Below are 17,771 nucleotides of genomic sequence, written 5' to 3'. Positions count from 1 at the left end.
CTGGTTGTTGGCTCAGCCGATTACCACTGATAGGTGGCGCTGGCGACTACGCTGCGTTGGTCGCCGAAGTAGCAGTAGGAACCGTCACAGGTGGAGATGTAGTCCTTGTTGAATAGGTTGGTGGCGTTGAGTTTGACCGATGCACCTTTGAGGCTGTTGTCGAGGCGGCCCAAGTCGTAATGCACCGCACCGTCGAACACGGTGTAGGCGTTGGCCTTACCCAGCCAGGTATTGCCCTGGTCGCCATAGGTGTTGCCGGTGTAGCGGGCGCCGAAGCCGATACCGAAGCCGTCGAGTACGCCGGTGTGCCAGGTGTAGTCGGTCCACAGCGAAGCTTGCTGGTTGGGCATCAGTTGCAGGCGGTTGCCCTTGAAGTCGCCTTTTTGCACTTCGGATTTGGCCAGGGTGTACGCCGCGATCACCTTGAGGTTCTCGGTCACGTCAGAAACGGCTTCCAGTTCCAGGCCTTTGACTTTCACTTCGCCGGTCTGGTCGGTGATCGGGGTACCGCTCGTTCCGGTGCTGGTGACCAGTACGTTTTTCTGCGTGAGGTTATAGACCGCCGCACTCAGCAAGGTATTGGAGCCAGGTGGCTGATACTTGATTCCCAGTTCCCATTGCTTACCTTCGGTGGGCTTATACGACTTGACCGGGTCGGCGCTGGCGTTGCTTGCTGGCTGGAAGGATTCGGCGTAGGACAGGTATGGCACGAAGCCCGAATCGAACACATAGCTGACTGCCGCGTTGCCGCTGAAGTTTTTGTTGCGGTCGGTGTTGGTCGCGTCTTGTTTGTTGAAGTACGTGGTGCCTTGGTGCACCCAATCTTCACGACCACCGAGGGTCAGGCGCCAGTTGTTGAGGGCCATCTGGTCTTGCACGTAGAGGCCGGTCTGCACGGTTTTCTGGTTGTAGTCGTAGAACGCATCGGAGCGCGCCGGGCGCACTACCGGCGTGGTATTGACCGGGTTGAAGATATTGACACGCCCGGCACCCCCGAAGATCGACAGGTACGAGGTGTCGGTCCGCTGGTGGTCCAGACCCAGCAACAGGGTGTGGGTGACATCACCGGTGGCGAAGTCGGCCTGGAAGTTGTTATCCACTGCGAACTGTCCGATGTTCTCATCGACGTTGGTCGAGAGGCGATCCATGTTGCCCGCTGCATCCACTGGAGCGAAGGCATAGGAACCCACGGTCAGTTGCTGGAACGACAACTCCGACTTGGTGTATCGCAGGTTCTGCTTGAACTGCCAGGTATCGTTGAAGCGATGCTCGAAGGCATAGCCCAGCGCGTAGTAAGTGCGGTCGTAGAACTCGTAATCTGGATCGCCCAGATTCTTGTGATGTGATACGTCGCCCGATGGCGATTTGATCTTGGTGCCCACGATCGGCAGGAACTGACTGGTGGTACCCGTATCGTCACGCGTGAACTGCGACAGCAGCGTCAGCTTGGTGTCGGTGTCGATGTTCCAGGTCAGGCTCGGCGCAATGTTGTAGCGCTTGTTGTCGATGTGGTCGACTTGGGTACCCGCATCGCGTACCACACCGCTGACGCCATATAGAAACTGGCCTTCATCATCGATCTTGCCGGTGCTGGCGAAGTTGATCTGGCGGTAGTTGTCACTGCCATATTGCACTTGGATGGCATGACTGGACTCTTCGCTGGGACGCCGGCTGACCATGTCCAGCAGGCCGCCCGGTGGCGTCTGGCCGTACACCGATGAGGCCGGACCGCGCAGCAGGGCAAGGCGGTCGAGGTTCCAGGTTTCGGCTTTCGGGTTGGCGTACACCCCGCGTGGTAGCGGCAGGCCGTCGAGGAACTGGGTCGGTTCGAAGCCGCGCACGCGCATCCAGTCGTAGCGGGTGTCGCTGCCGTAGCTGGCGGACACGATGCCGGGCATGTATTTGACGGCGTCGTCCAGGTTCTGCACGTTGCGGTCCTGCATCTGCTCGCGGGTGGCGACAGAGATCGACCGCGGCGCTTCAACCAGCGCAGTGTCGGTTTTGGTGCCGGCGGCAGTGCGCGTGGCCAGGTAGCCTTGCACCGGGCCCCAGGCACTTTCCTGGCCGCTGTCTTGGCCAGTGATGTTGGTGACCGGCAGCGCCATTACGCCCTCTTGAAGCGCCACCAAGGTGTAAGTCCCCGCGCTGCTCTGCTCCAGTTGCAACCCCGTCCCACGCAACGCTTCACGCAGCGCACCCGGCGCATCGAACTGGCCCTGGACCGGTGCCGAGGTCTTTCCGGCGGCGAGCGCCGGGCTGAGGGTCAGCGCCAAGCCGCCCTGGCTGGCGATCTGGTTCAGGGTGCTGGCCAGTGGCGCCGCCGGCAGGTTGTACGCACGCACGCTGGACGCCTGCTCGGCGGCGATCAGCACAGGGCTGGTCAGCGGGGCGCTGAGGGCGATGGCCACGGCTAACAGGCTGGGGCGCAACAAGGTGTCTAGGGTGCGGGACATACGGCGGCTCCTGAATGGAAACATTTCTCAATTGCCTAGGAGCCGAACGAGAATCGAAAAGTGATAGGGCGGGGTGAAAATATTTTTCCAGGGTGTTCTTGAGGGCCTCATCGCAGGCAAGCCAGCTCCCACGTTGGAATGCATTTCAACGGTGGAGCTGGCGTGCCTGCGATAGCGATAGCACGGGCATCGCGAACCTAAGGCTTGCCCTTCACCGTCACCCACCACGGTGCACGCTGCTCAATCTGCACCGGCAACGTCGGCAGCAGCGCATTCAGCGCCAGCGTGGTGTCGTGCAACGGGAAACTGCCGGTGATACGCAAGTCGGCCACATCTTTATCCACACCCAGGTAACCGGTGCGGTAGCGGCCGAGTTCCTCGACCACATCCCCCAGGCGGGCGTTGTCGACCACCAGCATGCCGCGCGTCCAGGCGTCGGTGGCGGGGGTGACAGTCAGCATCGGGCCGAGGCCGTCGCTGCGCATCAGCACTTGCTGGCCTTCCTTGAAGACCTGTTCCTGGTGCAGCGCCTCAGGCTGTGCGGCCACGGCGGACTGCAACACGCTCAAGCGCGTGGCGTCGTCTTCGCGCTTGACGATAAACCGCGTGCCCAGCGCCCGCAGGCTGCCGTCGCGGGTTTGTACATAGAACGGGCGCGCATCGTTGTGGCCGGTCTCGACGAGGATCTCGCCTTCCTGCAACACGATCAGCCGGCGTTTCTCATCAAAACGCACATCGATAGCACTGTGGGTATTGAGGTTGATCAGCGTACCGTCCGCCAGCTTCAGCGTGCGCTGCTCGCCGGTAGCGGTGCGTTGGTCGGCCAGCCAGTAATGGAACGGCACATAGCGCTCACCGGCAAACAATGCCACGCCAATGACCAGTGCAATGCTCGCCAGACCACTGCCCAGCTTGCGCACGCGCTGGCGAATGCCTTCCCGCGATTGCAACAACGCCACCCGCGCCGGGCCCGAAGCGGCGCTGAAACGCTGGTCGAGCATGCCCAGTTGGCGCCACGCGCGGGCGTGTTCGTCATTGCTGGCCAGCCATTTGCCGAACTCTTCGCGCTCAATAGCGCTGCCGTCTCCTGAATCAAGAGACAGTTGCCAGGCAATGGCTGCATCCAGCACATGGGCCGAGACCGGTCTGGAACCGTTCACAGCGGCTCGCCATACAGGGCGATGTAGCACTGGCGAATGCCCTGGGCCAGGTACTGGCGCACGCGCGGCACGGACACGCCGAGGCGCTGGGCGATTTCCGCATGGCCCATGCCGTCGAGGCGGTTGTAGAGGAAGGCCGCGCGCGCCTTGCTCGACAATTTGCCGAGCAGGCGGTCGATGGCCTTGAGGTCTTCGAGGACCAGTTGCTGTTCTTCCGGCGAAGGGTGTTCGCTTTCCGGGATCAGCATCAGTTCGGTGAGGTAGGCCTGTTCCAGTGCGGCGCGGCGGAAGTAGTCGAACAGCAAGCCCTTGGCGATGGCGACCAGGAACGCCCGAGGTTCGCGGGGTTCGCGCAGTTCATCACGGCCCAGCAGGCGCATGAAAGTGTCTTGGCTCAGGTCTTCGGCGCGGCTTGGGCAGGCCACATTGCGTCGAAGCCAGGCCAGCAGCCAGCCACGATGGTCGCGATACAACGCGCCAACAAGCTCACTGTGTGGGTTCTGGACCGACGACAAGGCATCACCGAATAAACAAGAGGTTTAAATTAACGAGAATTATTCGCGATTGTGTCAGAGCCGTGGGGTGGGTGCAATTGGCGTCTGTCGGGAGAGGGTATTAAAACGATGGCGCGTGTTTACGCCGCTTCCACTGGCTCAAGCGCTCTTGCAGCGTGTGGGGGGTGTCGATCTGTTGCTGGCGTGCGCGGCTGAGCAGGATGAGCATCAGCTCCGCCGTGGCCAGCGCATCGGCGCTGGCATGATGGCGCTCGCCCACGTGCAGGTTGAAGTGGTTGATCCAATCGTCCAGCCCGGCTTCGCGTATATGCGCCTCGGGGCACAGCAGCGGGGCGATGTCGGCAACATCAAGAAACGGATGCGTCAGGCGGTAACCCAGGCTGTCCTTGAGCGCCCGGCACAGCATGTGCTGATCGAACGGTGCGTGGAAGGCCAGCAATGGGCTGTCGCCGACAAACGCCATAAAGTCCAGCAACGCCTCGACCGGGTCGCTGCCGGCAGCAATGGCACTGGGGCCGAGGCCGTGGATCAATACGCTGGGGCTGAGTTTGGTGTCGGCGCGTTGCAGCGTGCGCTCGAACAATTGAGAAAAGTCCACCGCGCCGTCTTCGATCACCACCGCACCGATGGACAGCACCTGATCACGGTTGAGGTTCAGGCCGCTGGTTTCCAGGTCCACCACCACCCAGCGCTGACTGCGCAAGGAACCGTCGCCCAGCGCGGTGGGCTTGCGCAGTTGCTCCAGGCGTTGTTGCTGCGCGGTATCCAGCCCAGGCTTTTTCGTACGCAGCCAACTGAACAGGCTCACAACTGATACCGCAACGTCAGGCTGCTTTGCAGGCGTTGAGCCTGGCGCAGGGACTCTCGCAGGATGCGCCGGTCCAGGTGGTTGAGGCTGTCCGGGTCGACGCGGTTGGAATACGGCTGATTCTCGCGGGTTTGCAGCTGGTGCTGCTGCATGCGGGTTTGCTGGATGAAGTGGTAGGCCTCTTCATAAGCGGCGCCGTCCAGAGGCTCGATCACTTCCTTGACCACCAGTTGGCGCAGGCGCTCCAGGGTGTTATTGGCGTGGATGCCGTTGGCCAGGGCCAGGAGGCGCGCGCCGTCGACAAACGGCGTCAGGCCTTGCACCTTGAGGTCGAGAGTGGCTTTTTCGCCGCCTTTACGCGTCAGTACAAACTCGCGGAAGCGTCCTACGGGCGGCCGTTGGCGCAACGCGTTTTCAGCCAGCATGCGTTGGAACAAGCGGTTATCCGCGACCTGGTCGAGAATGCCCTGGCGCAATTGCTCGCAACCACGCTCATCGCCCCACACCACGCGCAGGTCGAAATAAATGCTGGAGCCCAGCAGATTCTCCGGCGTCGCCTCGCGGATAAAGGCCGCAAAACGCCGCGCCCATTCCGCTCGGGACAGGCAAAGCTCTGGGTTGCCGGCCATGATGTTGCCCTTGCACAGGCTGAACCCGCACAACGCCAGGCTCTGGTTGATCTGCTGTGCCAGCGGCAACAGGCGACTACGGATCTGCGCTGCTTCGGCGGTGTCCTTGGCATCGAACAGAATGCCGTTGTCCTGGTCGGTGTACAGCGTCTGCTCGCGACGACCTTCGCTGCCAAAACACAACCAACTGAAGGGCACGCCGGGGTCGCCTTTTTCAGCCAGCGTGAGTTCGATCACCCGGCATACGGTGTGATCGTTAAGCAGCGTAATGATGTGGGTGATCTGGGTCGACGACGCGCCATGGGCCAGCATGCGTTCGACCAACTGGCCGATCTCGCCGCGAATCGCCACCAGGTTTTCCACGCGTGGCGCGTTACGGATGGTGCGCGCCAGGTGCACCAGGTCCACCCGTTGCAGGGAAAACAGATCGCGCTCGGACACCACGCCACACAGGCGTTGGTCTTTGACCAGGCACACATGGGCGATATGCCGTTCGGTCATGGCGATGGCGGCGTCGAAGGCGCTGTGGTCCGGGGTCAAGAAGAAGGGCGCCTGGGTCATGTGGCCTTCGATGCCTTGGGTGAAATCGCTGGTGCCATCGGCCACCACTTGGCGCAAGTCGCGCAGGGTGAAAATGCCCAGGGGCGCCTGGCCCTCATCGACGATCACAATGCTGCCCACCTGTTGTTCGTGCATCATCGTCACCGCTTCGCGCAGCGGCGTGGTTGGGCTGCACATCACTGGATGGCGCATGGCCAATTCACCCAGGCGGGTGTTCAGTGAGTATTGAGTGCCGAGGGTCTCCACGGCTTTTTGTTGCACCTGTTGATTAACCGTGTCCAACAGGCTGCTGACGCCACGCAGGGCGAAGTCGCGAAACGGGCTGGACAGCGCGAACAGCTTGATAAACGCCGGTTTGTTCAGTTGCAGGCAGAAGGTGTCTTCGGCCGCCTTGTGCTCGGTGCGGGTTGCCCGTTCACCTAACAGTGCCGCGAGGGGAAAGCACTCGCCCGTCGCGATTTCAAAAGTGGTTTCGGCGCTGTCCGGGCGCTCACCTACGACCCGTCCCTGCTTGACGATATAAAAATGTTCAACCGGCCCGCCCGACGGTTTAAGGATGCTGTCGCCGGGGCCATAAAAGCGCAGCTGGCACTGTTCCACCAAAAACGCCAGGTGTGCGTTTTCCATCTGGTTGAAGGGCGGGAAGCGCTGCAAGAACTGCAGGGTGCCGTGAATGTTTTGCAACACAGCAGTTTTCCCCGCCTGGGCGAAGGCATCAGCTTTACTCATAACAGTGGCCGCATTTTTTGTCGTTATCGTCCCTCATGGTCGACTCGCGCGCGGCGGGTGCCCATTGGACGTAAGTCTAGGTCGATACAAACCGCACTCACCTAGGGGAAAGCCTTACATGACTATCGTCCAAAACCCGTAGAACGCCCACTAGTCAGACTTTCCGACGAAGTGCACATTGTTCGACCCTCCGGTGATGTCTGACGTCTGAGCGGAGTGGATTGATGAGAACTGCTGAGAACCGTATGTCCGACCACGATATTTTAAGCGACGCCGAGCGCGAGGCGCTGAGCGCTGTGATGCTGGAGCCTGATCTACCGCCACAGCGCGTGTTGATCGTCGATGACGACAAAGACGCGCGTGAACTGCTGGCGGAAATCCTGGGCCTGGACGGCATTCGCTGCATGACCGCCGAGAATGGTGAGGCGGCGTGGTACATGTTGAATTCCAGCAGCTCCATCGGTTTGCTCATCACCGACCTGCGCATGGCGCCCAGCAATGGCCTGGAACTGATCCGCCAGGTTCGCGAATCCACGCGTGCGGCGTTGCCGATCATCATCATGTCGGGGGACGCGGAAGCGCCGGATGTGATCGATGCGATGCATTTGAGTGTGGTGGATTTTTTGTTGAAGCCGATTGATAGCGCGAAGTTGGCGAAGTTGGTGAAGCGGGAGTTGGGGATGGCGTCCTGACTCTGTGTTGACGGTGATGGCCTCTTCGCGAGCAAGCCCGCTCCCACAGTCGACCGCGTTTTCCAGATAGAGCGCGGTCAAGTGTGGGGGCGGGCTTGCTCGCGAAAGCGCCAGTCCAGCCGTCACAAAAACCAATAAAAAGCCCTGATCTCGCGACCAGGGCTTTTTCATTTACAGGCCGTTTTTAGCCTTGAACTCCCGCCGCCGACGGTGCAATACCGGCTCGGTATACCCATTCGGCTGTTTGGTCCCTTCAATCACCAACTCCACCGCCGCCTGGAACGCGATGTTGCTGTCGAAATCCGGTGCCAGCGGGCGATACAACTTATCGCCGGCATTCTGACGGTCCACCACCGGCGCCATGCGCTTTAGGCTTTCCATCACTTGGGCTTCGTTGACGATGCCGTGGCGCAGCCAGTTGGCGATGTGCTGGCTGGAGATGCGCAGGGTGGCGCGGTCTTCCATCAGGCCCACATCGTTGATGTCCGGCACTTTCGAGCAGCCGACGCCCTGGTCGATCCAGCGCACGACGTAGCCAAGGATGCCCTGGGCGTTGTTGTCCAGCTCGTTGCGGACTTCTTCGTCAGACCAGTCGGTGTTGCTGGCCAGAGGAATCGTCAGGATATCGTCCACCGAGGCGCGCTCGCGCTTGGCCAGTTCGGCCTGGCGGGCGAAAACGTCGACCTTGTGGTAGTGCAACGCGTGCAATGCGGCTGCCGTTGGCGACGGCACCCAGGCAGTGTTGGCACCGGCCAATGGATGGGCGATTTTCTGTTCGAGCATCGCCGCCATCAGGTCGGGCATGGCCCACATGCCTTTACCGATCTGCGCGCGACCTTGCAGGCCGGTGCTCAAGCCGATATCGACGTTCCAGTTTTCGTAGGCGCCAATCCACTTCTCGGCCTTCATCGCGGCCTTGCGCACCATCGCGCCGGCTTCCATGGAGGTGTGGATTTCGTCGCCAGTGCGGTCGAGGAAGCCGGTGTTGATAAACACCACACGCTCGCTGGCCGCCTTGATGCAGGCCTTGAGGTTGACCGTGGTGCGGCGTTCCTCGTCCATGATCCCGACTTTCAGCGTGTTGCGCGGCAGGTTCAGCACGTCTTCGATGCGCCCGAACAGCTCGTTGGTGAACGCCGCTTCTTCGGGGCCGTGCATTTTCGGTTTAACGATGTACACAGAGCCGGTGCGGCTGTTCTTGCGGCTGCTGTTGCCGTTGAGGCTGTGGATCGCCGCGAGGCTGGTGAGCAAGCCGTCAAGAATGCCTTCCGGCACCTCGTTGCCGTTTTTGTCGAGGATCGCGTCGATGGTCATCAGGTGACCCACGTTGCGTACGAACAACAACGAACGACCGTGCAGGGTGACATCCTTGCCATCCACGCCGGTGTAGACGCGGTCCGCGTTCATGGTGCGGGTAAAGGTCTTACCGCCCTTGGCTACTTCTTCGGCCAGGTCGCCCTTCATCAGGCCGAGCCAGTTGCGGTAGATCACCACCTTGTCATCGGCATCGACGGCGGCGACGGAGTCTTCGCAGTCCATGATGGTGGTCAGCGCGGCTTCCATTAGCACGTCTTTGACGCCGGCGGCATCGGTCTGGCCGACCGGGGTGCTGGCGTCGATCTGGATTTCGAAGTGCAAGCCGTTGTGTTTCAGCAGGATCGCAATCGGCTCAGCCGCAGGGCCTTGGAAACCGATCAACTGCGCGTCGTCACGCAGGCCGCTGTTGCTGCCGCCCTTGAGGCTGACGATCAGCTTGCCATCGGCAATCTTGTAGCCGGTGGACTCGGCGTGGCTGCCGGCGCTGAGCGGGGCGGCCTCATCGAGGAAAGCGCGGGCGAAGGCGATAACCTTGTCGCCGCGCACTTTGTTGTAGCCCTGGCCCTTCTCGGCGCCATCGGCTTCACTGATGGCGTCGGTGCCATACAGTGCGTCATACAACGAACCCCAGCGCGCATTCGAGGCGTTGAGTGCGAAGCGCGCGTTCATCACCGGCACGACCAACTGAGGGCCGGCCATGCGGGCGATTTCGTCATCGACGTTTTGGGTTGTGGCCTGGAAGTCTGCAGCTTCTGGCTGCAGGTAGCCGATGTCTTGCAGAAAGGCTTTGTAGGCCACCGGGTCGTGAGCCTGGCCGGCGTGGGTCTGGTGCCAGGTATCGACGCGCACCTGGAAATCGTCGCGTTTGGCGAGTAGGGCTTTGTTCTTCGGTGCCAGATCATGGATGACCTTGTCGGCACCGGCCCAGAACTGGTCGGCAGTGATGCCCGTACCGGGAATGGCTTCGTTGTTCACGAAGTCGAACAGGACTTTGGCGACCTGCAGGCCACCGACTTGAACGTGTTCAGTCATTGCTTGCCTCACTCTGCGGAGCTTATGCGCTTTTTCAGATTTTCATTATGTAGTGCACGGTTGGGCATACTACATGATGACTTGCGGTTGTGAAAATTAGACTAAATACGTCGTTTAGCGACCCACTTTGGTCGTACGGTCACAGCGGAGAATCGGATGTTCTCAAAAAACTATTGGATTGTTCCAGATAAATATAAAAATGGTACACGATTTGTTTTCAAGGGCTTCCGGGTCCACCTTGTAGATTGAATTCCAGAGGGCTTTGCCATGGACCATCTTGTACTCACAATTATCGCCGCCGACAAACCCGGGCTGGTTGAACGCATTGCGCAGAACATCAACGCCCACGGCGGCAACTGGCTGGAAAGCCGCATGGCGCACATGGCCGGGCAGTTTGCCGGGATCCTGCGGGTCAGTGTACCGACGCAGAGCCGTCAGGCATTGGTGGGCGCGCTGGAGGATTTATCCACACACGGCATTCGTGTGCTGGTGGGTGAGGGCAGTACTGGCCAGGCTTCAGCATCCAAAGCGATTGTGATGACGCTGGTGGGCAACGACCGTTCGGGCATCGTGCGCGAGATCACGGCGCTGCTGAGCCAGCAGGGGGTGAACCTGGCGAGTCTGAGCACTGACGTTCGCCCGGCCCCTATGAGCGGTGACCCGTTGTTCACTGCCGAGGCGCTGTTGCAGGTGCCGGCAGCATTATCCCTGGATGTATTGCAGTTATCCCTGGAAACCCTGGCGGATGACTTGATGGTGGAGTTGCACCACGAGGAATAATCTGGCCACGAGGTTATGCATGGAAATCTTGCATGGGCCTGTGGATAACCTGTAGAGACCCGGCGCCAGGCCAGACCGGCCGGGCTTCTCCGTCAACTGAGCAAAAAACGAGCAGTTTCAAGGGCTTGTGCACAAATGGCGGGGATCAGGTTGTGGATAACCTTGGGATGGGTGTCTGCAAGTCACGCCGACCATGCCTTGCAGAGGTTTGTACGTTATTTGATCAGCGTTTTCGCACGCTCAGCCAGATATCCACGCTGTACACCACCAGGCCTGCCCAGATAAAGGCGAAGGCAGTCAACGTGCTCGGCGCCAAGTGTTCGCCGAACAGCAGCACGGCCTCCAGTAGCACCAGCGTCGGCGCCACATACTGCAGGAAGCCCAGCGCGGTGTAAGGCAAATGCCGTGCGGCGGCGTTGAAACACACCAGCGGGATCAGCGTCACTGGGCCCGCAGCTACCAGCCACCAGGCTTCTGAGGTGCTCCAAAATTCCAGCTGCGCACTGTGGGCCGTTGGGTTGAACAGCAGCCATGCGACAGCAATGGGCACCAGCATCCAGGTTTCTACCACCAGCCCCGGCAATGCTTTCACCGGCGCCTGTTTACGGATCAATCCGTAAAAGCCAAAGGTCAACGCCAGCACCAGCGACACCCACGGCAAGCTGCCCACCTGCCATACCTGTTGCGCCACACCCGCTGCAGCCAGCCCGACGGCGACCCATTGCAGACGGCGCAGGCGTTCACCCAGGATCAGCATGCCCAGCAGCACATTGACCAGCGGGTTGATGTAGTAACCCAGGCTCGCTTCCAGCATGCGCCCCGTATTCACCGACCAAACATACGTCAGCCAGTTGGCCGCAATCAGCGAACCGCTGAGGGCCAGGATCGCCAGGCGCTTGGGGTTGTCACGCAGTTCGCGGAACCAGCCGGGGTGTTTCCACACCATCAGCAGCAAACCGCCGAACAGCGCTGACCACAGTACGCGGTGCACGATGATCTCGGCGGCGGGCACGCTGGCGATGGCTTTGAAGTAGAGCGGGAACAGACCCCAGATGACATAGGCGCTAAGGCCCAGGATGTACCCCTTGCGGGGGTTGGCGGCTTGCATGCGGAATCCTTGCTTAGGCAGCTAACAAAGCGTAATTGTAAGGATATTTCTCAGGCATTGGGATCTGCTTTCTGTGGGCGCCGGGCTTGCCCGCGATAGCATCATCTCGGTTCTCCTGCACAACCGAGGTGCCTGCATCGCGGGCAAGCCCGGCGCCCACAGAGAAGCCGTCAGAAGAGTTTCAGAGGTTCTTCGTTCAGGGCCGAGAGTTGTTCGCGCAATGCCAACACCTGGTCGCCCCAATAGCGCTCACTGCCAAACCAAGGAAAGCTGTGGGGAAACGCCGGGTCATCCCAGCGCCGTGCCAGCCAGGCGCTGTAGTGCATCAGGCGCAGGGCGCGCAACGGTTCGATCAACGCCAGTTCACGCGGGTCGAAGTCGTGGAATTCCTGATAGCCGTCCATCAATTCCGACAACTGTCCCAGACATTCTTGACGGTCTCCGGCGAGCATCATCCACAGGTCCTGCACCGCCGGGCCCATGCGGCAGTCATCCAGGTCGACGATATGGAACATCTCGTCACGGCACATCATGTTGCCGGGATGGCAATCGCCGTGCATGCGGATGTTCTTGTGCGGCGTGGCCTTGTACACCTCTTCCACGCGTTTGAGCAGGTCGCGCGCCACGGACTCGTAGGCCGGCAGCAGGCTCTTGGGAATGAAGTTGCCTTCCAACAGGGTGGTCAGGGAATCGTGCCCGAAGTTCTTCACGCCCAAGGCTTCACGGTGTTCGAACGGGCGGGTGGAGCCCACCGCATGCAAACGGCCAAGCAGTTGCCCAAGGCGATACAACTGATCCAGATTGCCCGGCTCCGGCGCACGGCCGCCACGGCGTGGGAACAAGGTGAAGCGGAAACCGGCGTGCTCGAACAGGCTTTCGCCATTGTGGATCAGTGGCGCCACCACCGGCACTTCGCATTCGGCCAGTTCGAAGGTGAAACGGTGTTCTTCAAGGATCGCCTCGTTAGTCCAGCGCTGTGGGCGATAGAACTTGGCGATCAACGGTTCGGAGTCTTCGATGCCCACTTGGTAGACGCGGTTTTCGTAGCTGTTGAGCGCGAGAATGCGCGCATCGCTGAGGAAGCCGATACTTTCGACAGCGTCGAGCACCAGGTCGGGGGTGAGTGTTTCAAACGGATGGGCCATGCAAACTCCTGCGCGCAGCAGGTCGCCGCGTCCGGCCGGGTATGGTAACGCACACGAGCATACATAGGTGGTGGCTGTGGGGACGCCTTCGCGAGCAAGTCGAAGCGTCTAACCGCCGGTTCGACGCTTCGACTTGCTCGCGAAAGCGGTCTATCAGGCGCCGACGATACCGCCGTCATCCCGTCGAATCGCCATCACCGACGAACGCGGCTTGCCATTCGGTAGGTGCTCCGGCCAGGTGGAGCCGCCGGTTTCACCCGGATGCTGAATCCCCACAAACAACGTCTTCTGATCCGGCGAGAAGCTGATGCCCGTCACTTCACAGGCCACAGGGCCAACCATGAAACGACGGATTTCCCCGGTGGTCGGGTCAGCGCAGAGCATCTGGTTATTACCCATCCCCGCGAAATCACCCGCGTTGCTGTAGTCGCCGTCGGTCAGAATCCACAGCCGCCCGGCCTTGTCGAAACCCAAGCCATCAGGGCTGTTGAACATATTTTGCGGGTTGATATTCGACGAACCGCCCTTCGGCGTGCCGGCGTGGACGCCAGGGTTGCCGGCCACCACAAACAGGTCCCAAGTAAATGCCATGCTGGCGTGGTTATCGGCGTCGGCTTTCCAGCGCAGGATCTGGCCGTAGACGTTTTTCTCACGGGGGTTGGGGCCGCCGACGGGTTGGCCGTCTTCACCGCGCTTGGCGTTGTTGGTGAGGGTGCAATAGACCTGACCATCGGTGGGGCTGACCACGATCCATTCCGGGCGGTCCATGCGCGTGGCTTTCACCACACTGGCGGCGAGGCGCGCGTGGATCAGCACTTCGGCCTGGCTGTTGAAACCGCTGCTGGCGTCGATGCCGTTTTTGCCATGGGTCAGCTCGACCCACTGGCCCTTGCCCTTGGGGTGGTCGGCATTGCCGTCGCCCGCGTCGAAGATCGCCACATACAGGGTGCCGTGGTCGAGCAGGTCTTTGTTGGCCTTGGGGTTCTTATGGTTGATCTTGTCGCGGCTGACGAACTTGTAGATGAACTCGCCGCGCTCGTCGTCGCCCATGTACACCACGGCGCGGCCGTCGCGGGTTTCAGCGAGGGCAGCGTTCTCGTGTTTGAAGCGGCCCAGGGCGGTGCGCTTGGCTGGGGTGGATTGCGGGTCGAACGGGTCGATTTCCACGACCCAGCCATGGCGATTGAGCTCGTTGGGGTTCTTGGCCAGGTCAAAGCGCGGGTCGTGCTGGTGCCAGTTGATGTCTTTGCTGGCGGCGACGGCGCCGTAGCGTTTCTGCCCGGCATCAAACGTTTGCTGTGGGTTGCTGCTGCCAAAGCAGTCGGTGAAGTTCTCTTCACAGGTCAGATAAGTGCCCCACGGGGTTTTGCCGTTGGCGCAGTTCTGGAAGGTGCCGAGTGCTTTCTTGCCGGATTTGTCGGCGCTGGTTTTCAGCCATTCGTGACCGGCGGCGGGGCCGCTCAGATGGATCGGCGAGTTGCCGTGGATGCGCCGGTTGTAGCGCGAGTCCTGGACGAACTGCCAGGTGTCACCCTTGCGCCGCACTTCGATCACCGACACGCCTTCGCTGGCCTGCGCCTTGCGCACGTCTTCGGCCGATTGCGGCGCGCCGCCGTGGGCAAAGAGGTAGCGGTAGTTGGTGTATTCGTTGTTGATCGCCATCAGGGCGCGGTTGTCGTCGCCGGGGAAGGCGAACAGGCTCATGCCGTCGTTGTTGTCACCGAACTGCTGTTCCTGAGCGTTGGCCGTGCCGTTGCCGGACGGGTCGAACGCCGGCGCGCTCTTGCTCAGCGGCTGGCCCCAACTGATCAACACCGAAGCGCTGTAGCCCGGCGGCAAAGTGATAGCGTCGCTGGTAGCGGCGGCGATGCTGGTAAAACCCAGCAGCGGGCTGGCGGTGGCGGCGTTGACGGCCAGGGCGCTGCGTGTCAGCAGGTTGCCGCCCAGGAACATCGCGGCACCGCACAAAGCGCCGGCGCCGATAAAGCGGCGGCGGGTGAGGCCGACCATCTGCTCAAGGTCGGTGGCTTGGTTTTCTTCTAATAGGCTCATCTCAGGCTCCCTGCGGTTTTTGCAGACACCTTAAGGAGCGGGCGTGACGAAATTGTTGCAGTTAAAAGAAGGTGGCGCCTTACACCGGTGTTCCCAGCAGCACATTGCTCGGCGCGAACTGCACCTGGATCGTCTGGCCTCTGGCTGCGCCGAGGGCGTTGAGCGTGTCGCGCTGCGCCAGGGCGCATAGAACCTGGCCGTTGGGCAGCACGATGCGGACTTCGCTGGGGCCGTCGTCGGCATCGAGAATGGCGTCGACGGTGCCGCTCATGCAATTGTGTCCAGTTGTTGCAGAAACCTCGGGTGCGAGCAATTCCAACCAGCCCGCCTTGATCAGTGCGACCACTTCCACGCCAGTTTCCAGCTCCAGTCGCTGCGTGCTGTCGTGAGTGATTTGCGCATCCAGGGTCAGCCCGCCAGCCAGTTGCAGGCGGACCAGATCATTGCGGCCATGATGCTCGATGGCGACGACTTGACCATGCAGTTGATTACGCGCGCTGGTGCGCAGCATCAAGCGGCCGAGCAGGTTGAAGTCACTGGCGGCTTCATCAGAGCCCAGCACTTGGGCCTGTAACACTTGCAGGCGCTGGTAAAGACGCAAGACTCGCTCACCCTCGACCGTCAGCTTGGCGCCGCCGCCGCCCTTGCCGCCGACGCTGCGTTCCACCAGTGGTTTTTGCGCAAGATTGTTCAGCTCGTCGATAGCATCCCACGCCGCCTTGTAACTCAAACCAGCGCTTTTCGCCGCGCGGGTGATGGAGCCCTGCTCGGCGATATGCGCCAGCAAGGCAATGCGCTGTGGGCGACGGATGATGTGCTGGCTGAGGGAGGCTGGCAGTGACATGTGGGTACGCTTCGATGAGATGGGCCGAACGTTGCGGGCAAGGTTGGCTGGAGTCAAGTCAGCTGCCCGGTTTGGGCGTGCGCGCCAGGCAGTACACATCAACCTGTCGCGCGCCGGCCTTCATCAACAGTTGCGCCAGGCTGTGGGCGGTGGCGCCGGTGGTGAGTACGTCGTCCACCAAGGCAAAGTGCCGGTCTTGCACTTGGGCGCCGGGGGCCAGGGCAAAGGCGCCGAGCAGATTGCGCTTGCGAGTCTTGGCGTCGAGGGCTTGCTGGGCGACCGTATCATGAGGGCGTAACAACACATGTTCATCGTGGGGGAGGTTCAGCTCGCTGCTGAGCCAACGCGTCAGCATCAAAGCCTGGTTGTACCCGCGCTCGCGCAGGCGTTTGCGCGCTATGGGCACCGGTAGCAAGCAATCCGGGCGCGTGAGTTCAGTGTTGTCCAGGCGGTGCTGCAGGTGTTGCGCCAATAGTCTTGCGAGCATCTGCCCGAAGGGCCAGCGCGCCTGGTGTTTGAAGCGGCTGATCAGGCTGTCGATGGGAAAGCTGTAGGTCCAGGGGGCGATCACCTGTTTAAAGGGCGGTGGTTGTCTCTGGCATTGGCCGCACACCAAACCCTCCATCGGCAGTGGAAGGGCGCACACGTCGCAGTGCTCCAGCAGCCAAGGCAGCTCGGTTTCGCAGACGTTGCACACACAATGGGTGGATTGCGTCGCCTCATCGCAGATTAAGCAGGTCTGTACGGTTTTTAACCAGATGTAAACCTGGTGTTTATGCTCTGGTTGACAGTGCATGAATCTTCCTTAAATATGCCGAGCATCCGTGTCGTGCCTGTGGGTATTGCCCTTCCCACAGCGTTTGCCAAAGCATAATCAAGGAATCGCCCATGAGCGCCAGCACCACCGCCACTTTGCGTCACGACTGGTCTCTCGCCGAAGTCAAAGCGCTGTTCGTGCAGCCGTTCAATGACCTGTTGTTCCAGGCGCAGACCGTGCACCGCGCGCATTTCGACGCCAACCGTGTGCAAGTGTCGACGCTGCTCTCGATCAAAACCGGTGCCTGCCCGGAAGATTGCAAATATTGTCCGCAGTCGGGCCACTACAACACGGGCCTCGAAAAAGAAAAGCTGATGGAAGTGCAGAAGGTCCTCGAAGAGGCCGCTCGCGCCAAAGCCATCGGCTCGACGCGTTTCTGCATGGGCGCCGCCTGGAAGCACCCGTCGGCCAAAGACATGCCTTACGTGCTGCAGATGGTCAAAGGCGTGAAGGCCATGGGCCTGGAAACCTGCATGACCCTCGGCCGCTTGGACCAGGACCAGACCGAGGCCCTGGCCCAGGCCGGCCTTGACTACTACAACCACAACCTCGATACCTCGCCGGAGTTCTACGGCAGCATTATCACTACCCGCACCTATGGCGAGCGCCTGCAAACCCTGGCCTATGTGCGCGATTCGGGGATGAAGATCTGCTCCGGTGGCATCCTTGGCATGGGCGAGTCCCTCGACGACCGCGCCAACTTGCTGATCCAACTGGCCAACCTGCCTGAGCATCCTGAGTCAGTGCCGATCAACATGCTGGTTAAGGTCGCCGGTACGCCGCTGGAAAATGCCGAGGATATCGACCCCTTCGACTTCATCCGCATGCTGGCCGTGGCGCGCATCCTGATGCCGCAATCCCACGTGCGCCTGTCGGCCGGCCGTGAGGCGATGAACGAGCAGATGCAGGCTTTGGCGTTTTTTGCCGGTGCCAACTCGATCTTCTACGGCGACAAATTGCTGACCACCGCCAACCCACAGGCTGACAAGGACATGCAACTGTTCTCGCGCCTGGGCATCCTGCCGCAAGCGCGGGAAGAGCACGCGGATGAGGTGCATCAGGCCGCGATCGAGCAGGCGTTGGTGGAGCACAAGAGCAGCGAGCAGTTCTATAACGCCGCTGTGTGAAC

The 17,771-nt window shown here is 61.0% G+C and carries 14 protein-coding genes; 3 read left to right on the top strand and 11 right to left on the bottom strand.

What is annotated here, in order from left to right:
• Nucleotides 1-20: 20 nt before the first annotated feature.
• The 5 genes from AACY44_RS11260 to AACY44_RS11240 all read right to left on the bottom strand — a co-directional run bounded on the left by AACY44_RS11260 (nt 21) and on the right by AACY44_RS11240 (nt 6,855).
• Nucleotides 21-2,453, bottom strand: coding sequence for a TonB-dependent siderophore receptor (locus AACY44_RS11260; RefSeq protein ID WP_339438178.1), 2,433 nt, complete (start codon nt 2,451-2,453; stop codon nt 21-23).
• Between the two features lie 197 nt (nt 2,454-2,650).
• The gene (locus tag AACY44_RS11255; protein ID WP_339415366.1) at nt 2,651-3,613 is read right to left on the bottom strand and encodes a FecR family protein; all 963 of its coding nucleotides are present in this window, start codon (nt 3,611-3,613) and stop codon (nt 2,651-2,653) included.
• Nucleotides 3,610-4,128, bottom strand: coding sequence for an RNA polymerase sigma factor (locus tag AACY44_RS11250; protein WP_339530290.1), 519 nt, complete (start codon nt 4,126-4,128; stop codon nt 3,610-3,612). Before AACY44_RS11250 ends, AACY44_RS11255 begins: the two co-directional genes overlap by 4 nt.
• Before the next feature lie 100 nt (nt 4,129-4,228).
• Nucleotides 4,229-4,936: a 3'-5' exonuclease gene (locus AACY44_RS11245; RefSeq protein ID WP_339455941.1), complete on the bottom strand. Its 708-nt coding sequence runs from the start codon at nt 4,934-4,936 to the stop codon at nt 4,229-4,231.
• Entirely contained in the window at nt 4,933-6,855 is a 1,923-nt protein-coding gene (locus AACY44_RS11240; protein WP_339436922.1) for a putative nucleotidyltransferase substrate binding domain-containing protein, read from the bottom strand. Before AACY44_RS11240 ends, AACY44_RS11245 begins: the two co-directional genes overlap by 4 nt.
• A gap of 245 nt (nt 6,856-7,100) precedes the next feature.
• On the opposite strand from AACY44_RS11240, the gene AACY44_RS11235 reads away from it, so the two are divergent.
• The gene (locus tag AACY44_RS11235) at nt 7,101-7,547 is read left to right on the top strand and encodes a response regulator (RefSeq protein ID WP_339415461.1); all 447 of its coding nucleotides are present in this window, start codon (nt 7,101-7,103) and stop codon (nt 7,545-7,547) included.
• A gap of 171 nt (nt 7,548-7,718) precedes the next feature.
• Here AACY44_RS11235 and AACY44_RS11230 read toward each other — a convergent pair whose 3' ends face one another.
• Nucleotides 7,719-9,896 (bottom strand): malate synthase G, encoded by a 2,178-nt coding sequence (locus AACY44_RS11230; protein ID WP_339427677.1) that lies wholly within the window; start codon nt 9,894-9,896, stop codon nt 7,719-7,721.
• A gap of 267 nt (nt 9,897-10,163) precedes the next feature.
• On the opposite strand from AACY44_RS11230, the gene AACY44_RS11225 reads away from it, so the two are divergent.
• The gene (locus AACY44_RS11225) at nt 10,164-10,676 is read left to right on the top strand and encodes a glycine cleavage system protein R (RefSeq protein WP_339415370.1); all 513 of its coding nucleotides are present in this window, start codon (nt 10,164-10,166) and stop codon (nt 10,674-10,676) included.
• Between the two features lie 223 nt (nt 10,677-10,899).
• Here AACY44_RS11225 and rarD read toward each other — a convergent pair whose 3' ends face one another.
• The 5 genes from rarD to AACY44_RS11200 all read right to left on the bottom strand — a co-directional run bounded on the left by rarD (nt 10,900) and on the right by AACY44_RS11200 (nt 16,621).
• Nucleotides 10,900-11,784, bottom strand: coding sequence for an EamA family transporter RarD (rarD, locus tag AACY44_RS11220; RefSeq protein WP_339415371.1), 885 nt, complete (start codon nt 11,782-11,784; stop codon nt 10,900-10,902).
• 170 nt (nt 11,785-11,954) lie between these two features.
• Nucleotides 11,955-12,929 (bottom strand): serine/threonine protein kinase, encoded by a 975-nt coding sequence (locus tag AACY44_RS11215; protein ID WP_106575556.1) that lies wholly within the window; start codon nt 12,927-12,929, stop codon nt 11,955-11,957.
• A gap of 153 nt (nt 12,930-13,082) precedes the next feature.
• Nucleotides 13,083-14,981, bottom strand: coding sequence for a PhoX family protein (locus AACY44_RS11210; RefSeq protein ID WP_339530288.1), 1,899 nt, complete (start codon nt 14,979-14,981; stop codon nt 13,083-13,085).
• Between the two features lie 79 nt (nt 14,982-15,060).
• Nucleotides 15,061-15,825 carry a TOBE domain-containing protein gene (locus AACY44_RS11205; RefSeq protein ID WP_339415373.1) on the bottom strand — a complete coding sequence of 255 codons (765 nt, stop codon included), beginning with the start codon at nt 15,823-15,825 and terminating at the stop codon, nt 15,061-15,063.
• Nucleotides 15,826-15,883: 58 nt separating this feature from the next.
• Nucleotides 15,884-16,621, bottom strand: coding sequence for a ComF family protein (locus tag AACY44_RS11200; protein ID WP_339415374.1), 738 nt, complete (start codon nt 16,619-16,621; stop codon nt 15,884-15,886).
• Between the two features lie 92 nt (nt 16,622-16,713).
• Here AACY44_RS11200 and bioB point away from each other — a divergent pair, with 92 nt between their 5' ends.
• Nucleotides 16,714-17,769 (top strand): biotin synthase BioB, encoded by a 1,056-nt coding sequence (gene bioB, locus AACY44_RS11195; RefSeq protein ID WP_339415375.1) that lies wholly within the window; start codon nt 16,714-16,716, stop codon nt 17,767-17,769.
• The last annotated feature ends 2 nt before the right edge of the window (nt 17,770-17,771 follow it).

The organism is Pseudomonas sp. RA_15y_Pfl1_P11 (assembly GCF_963970975.1).
Classification (GTDB): Bacteria; Pseudomonadota; Gammaproteobacteria; order Pseudomonadales; family Pseudomonadaceae; genus Aquipseudomonas; species Aquipseudomonas tritici.
This window is presented reverse-complemented; position numbering and strand designations above follow the sequence as displayed.

Coding starts and splice junctions, on each gene's coding strand:
- AACY44_RS11240 (WP_339436922.1), bottom strand. CDS start 6,855: ATGAGTAAAGCTGATGCCTTCGCCCAGGCGGGGAAAACTGCTGTGTTG.
- AACY44_RS11235 (WP_339415461.1), top strand. CDS start 7,101: ATGTCCGACCACGATATTTTAAGCGACGCCGAGCGCGAGGCGCTGAGC.
- AACY44_RS11260 (WP_339438178.1), bottom strand. CDS start 2,453: ATGTCCCGCACCCTAGACACCTTGTTGCGCCCCAGCCTGTTAGCCGTG.
- AACY44_RS11200 (WP_339415374.1), bottom strand. CDS start 16,621: ATGCACTGTCAACCAGAGCATAAACACCAGGTTTACATCTGGTTAAAA.
- AACY44_RS11225 (WP_339415370.1), top strand. CDS start 10,164: ATGGACCATCTTGTACTCACAATTATCGCCGCCGACAAACCCGGGCTG.
- AACY44_RS11215 (WP_106575556.1), bottom strand. CDS start 12,929: ATGGCCCATCCGTTTGAAACACTCACCCCCGACCTGGTGCTCGACGCT.
- AACY44_RS11210 (WP_339530288.1), bottom strand. CDS start 14,981: ATGAGCCTATTAGAAGAAAACCAAGCCACCGACCTTGAGCAGATGGTC.
- AACY44_RS11230 (WP_339427677.1), bottom strand. CDS start 9,896: ATGACTGAACACGTTCAAGTCGGTGGCCTGCAGGTCGCCAAAGTCCTG.
- rarD (WP_339415371.1), bottom strand. CDS start 11,784: ATGCAAGCCGCCAACCCCCGCAAGGGGTACATCCTGGGCCTTAGCGCC.
- AACY44_RS11205 (WP_339415373.1), bottom strand. CDS start 15,825: ATGTCACTGCCAGCCTCCCTCAGCCAGCACATCATCCGTCGCCCACAG.
- bioB (WP_339415375.1), top strand. CDS start 16,714: ATGAGCGCCAGCACCACCGCCACTTTGCGTCACGACTGGTCTCTCGCC.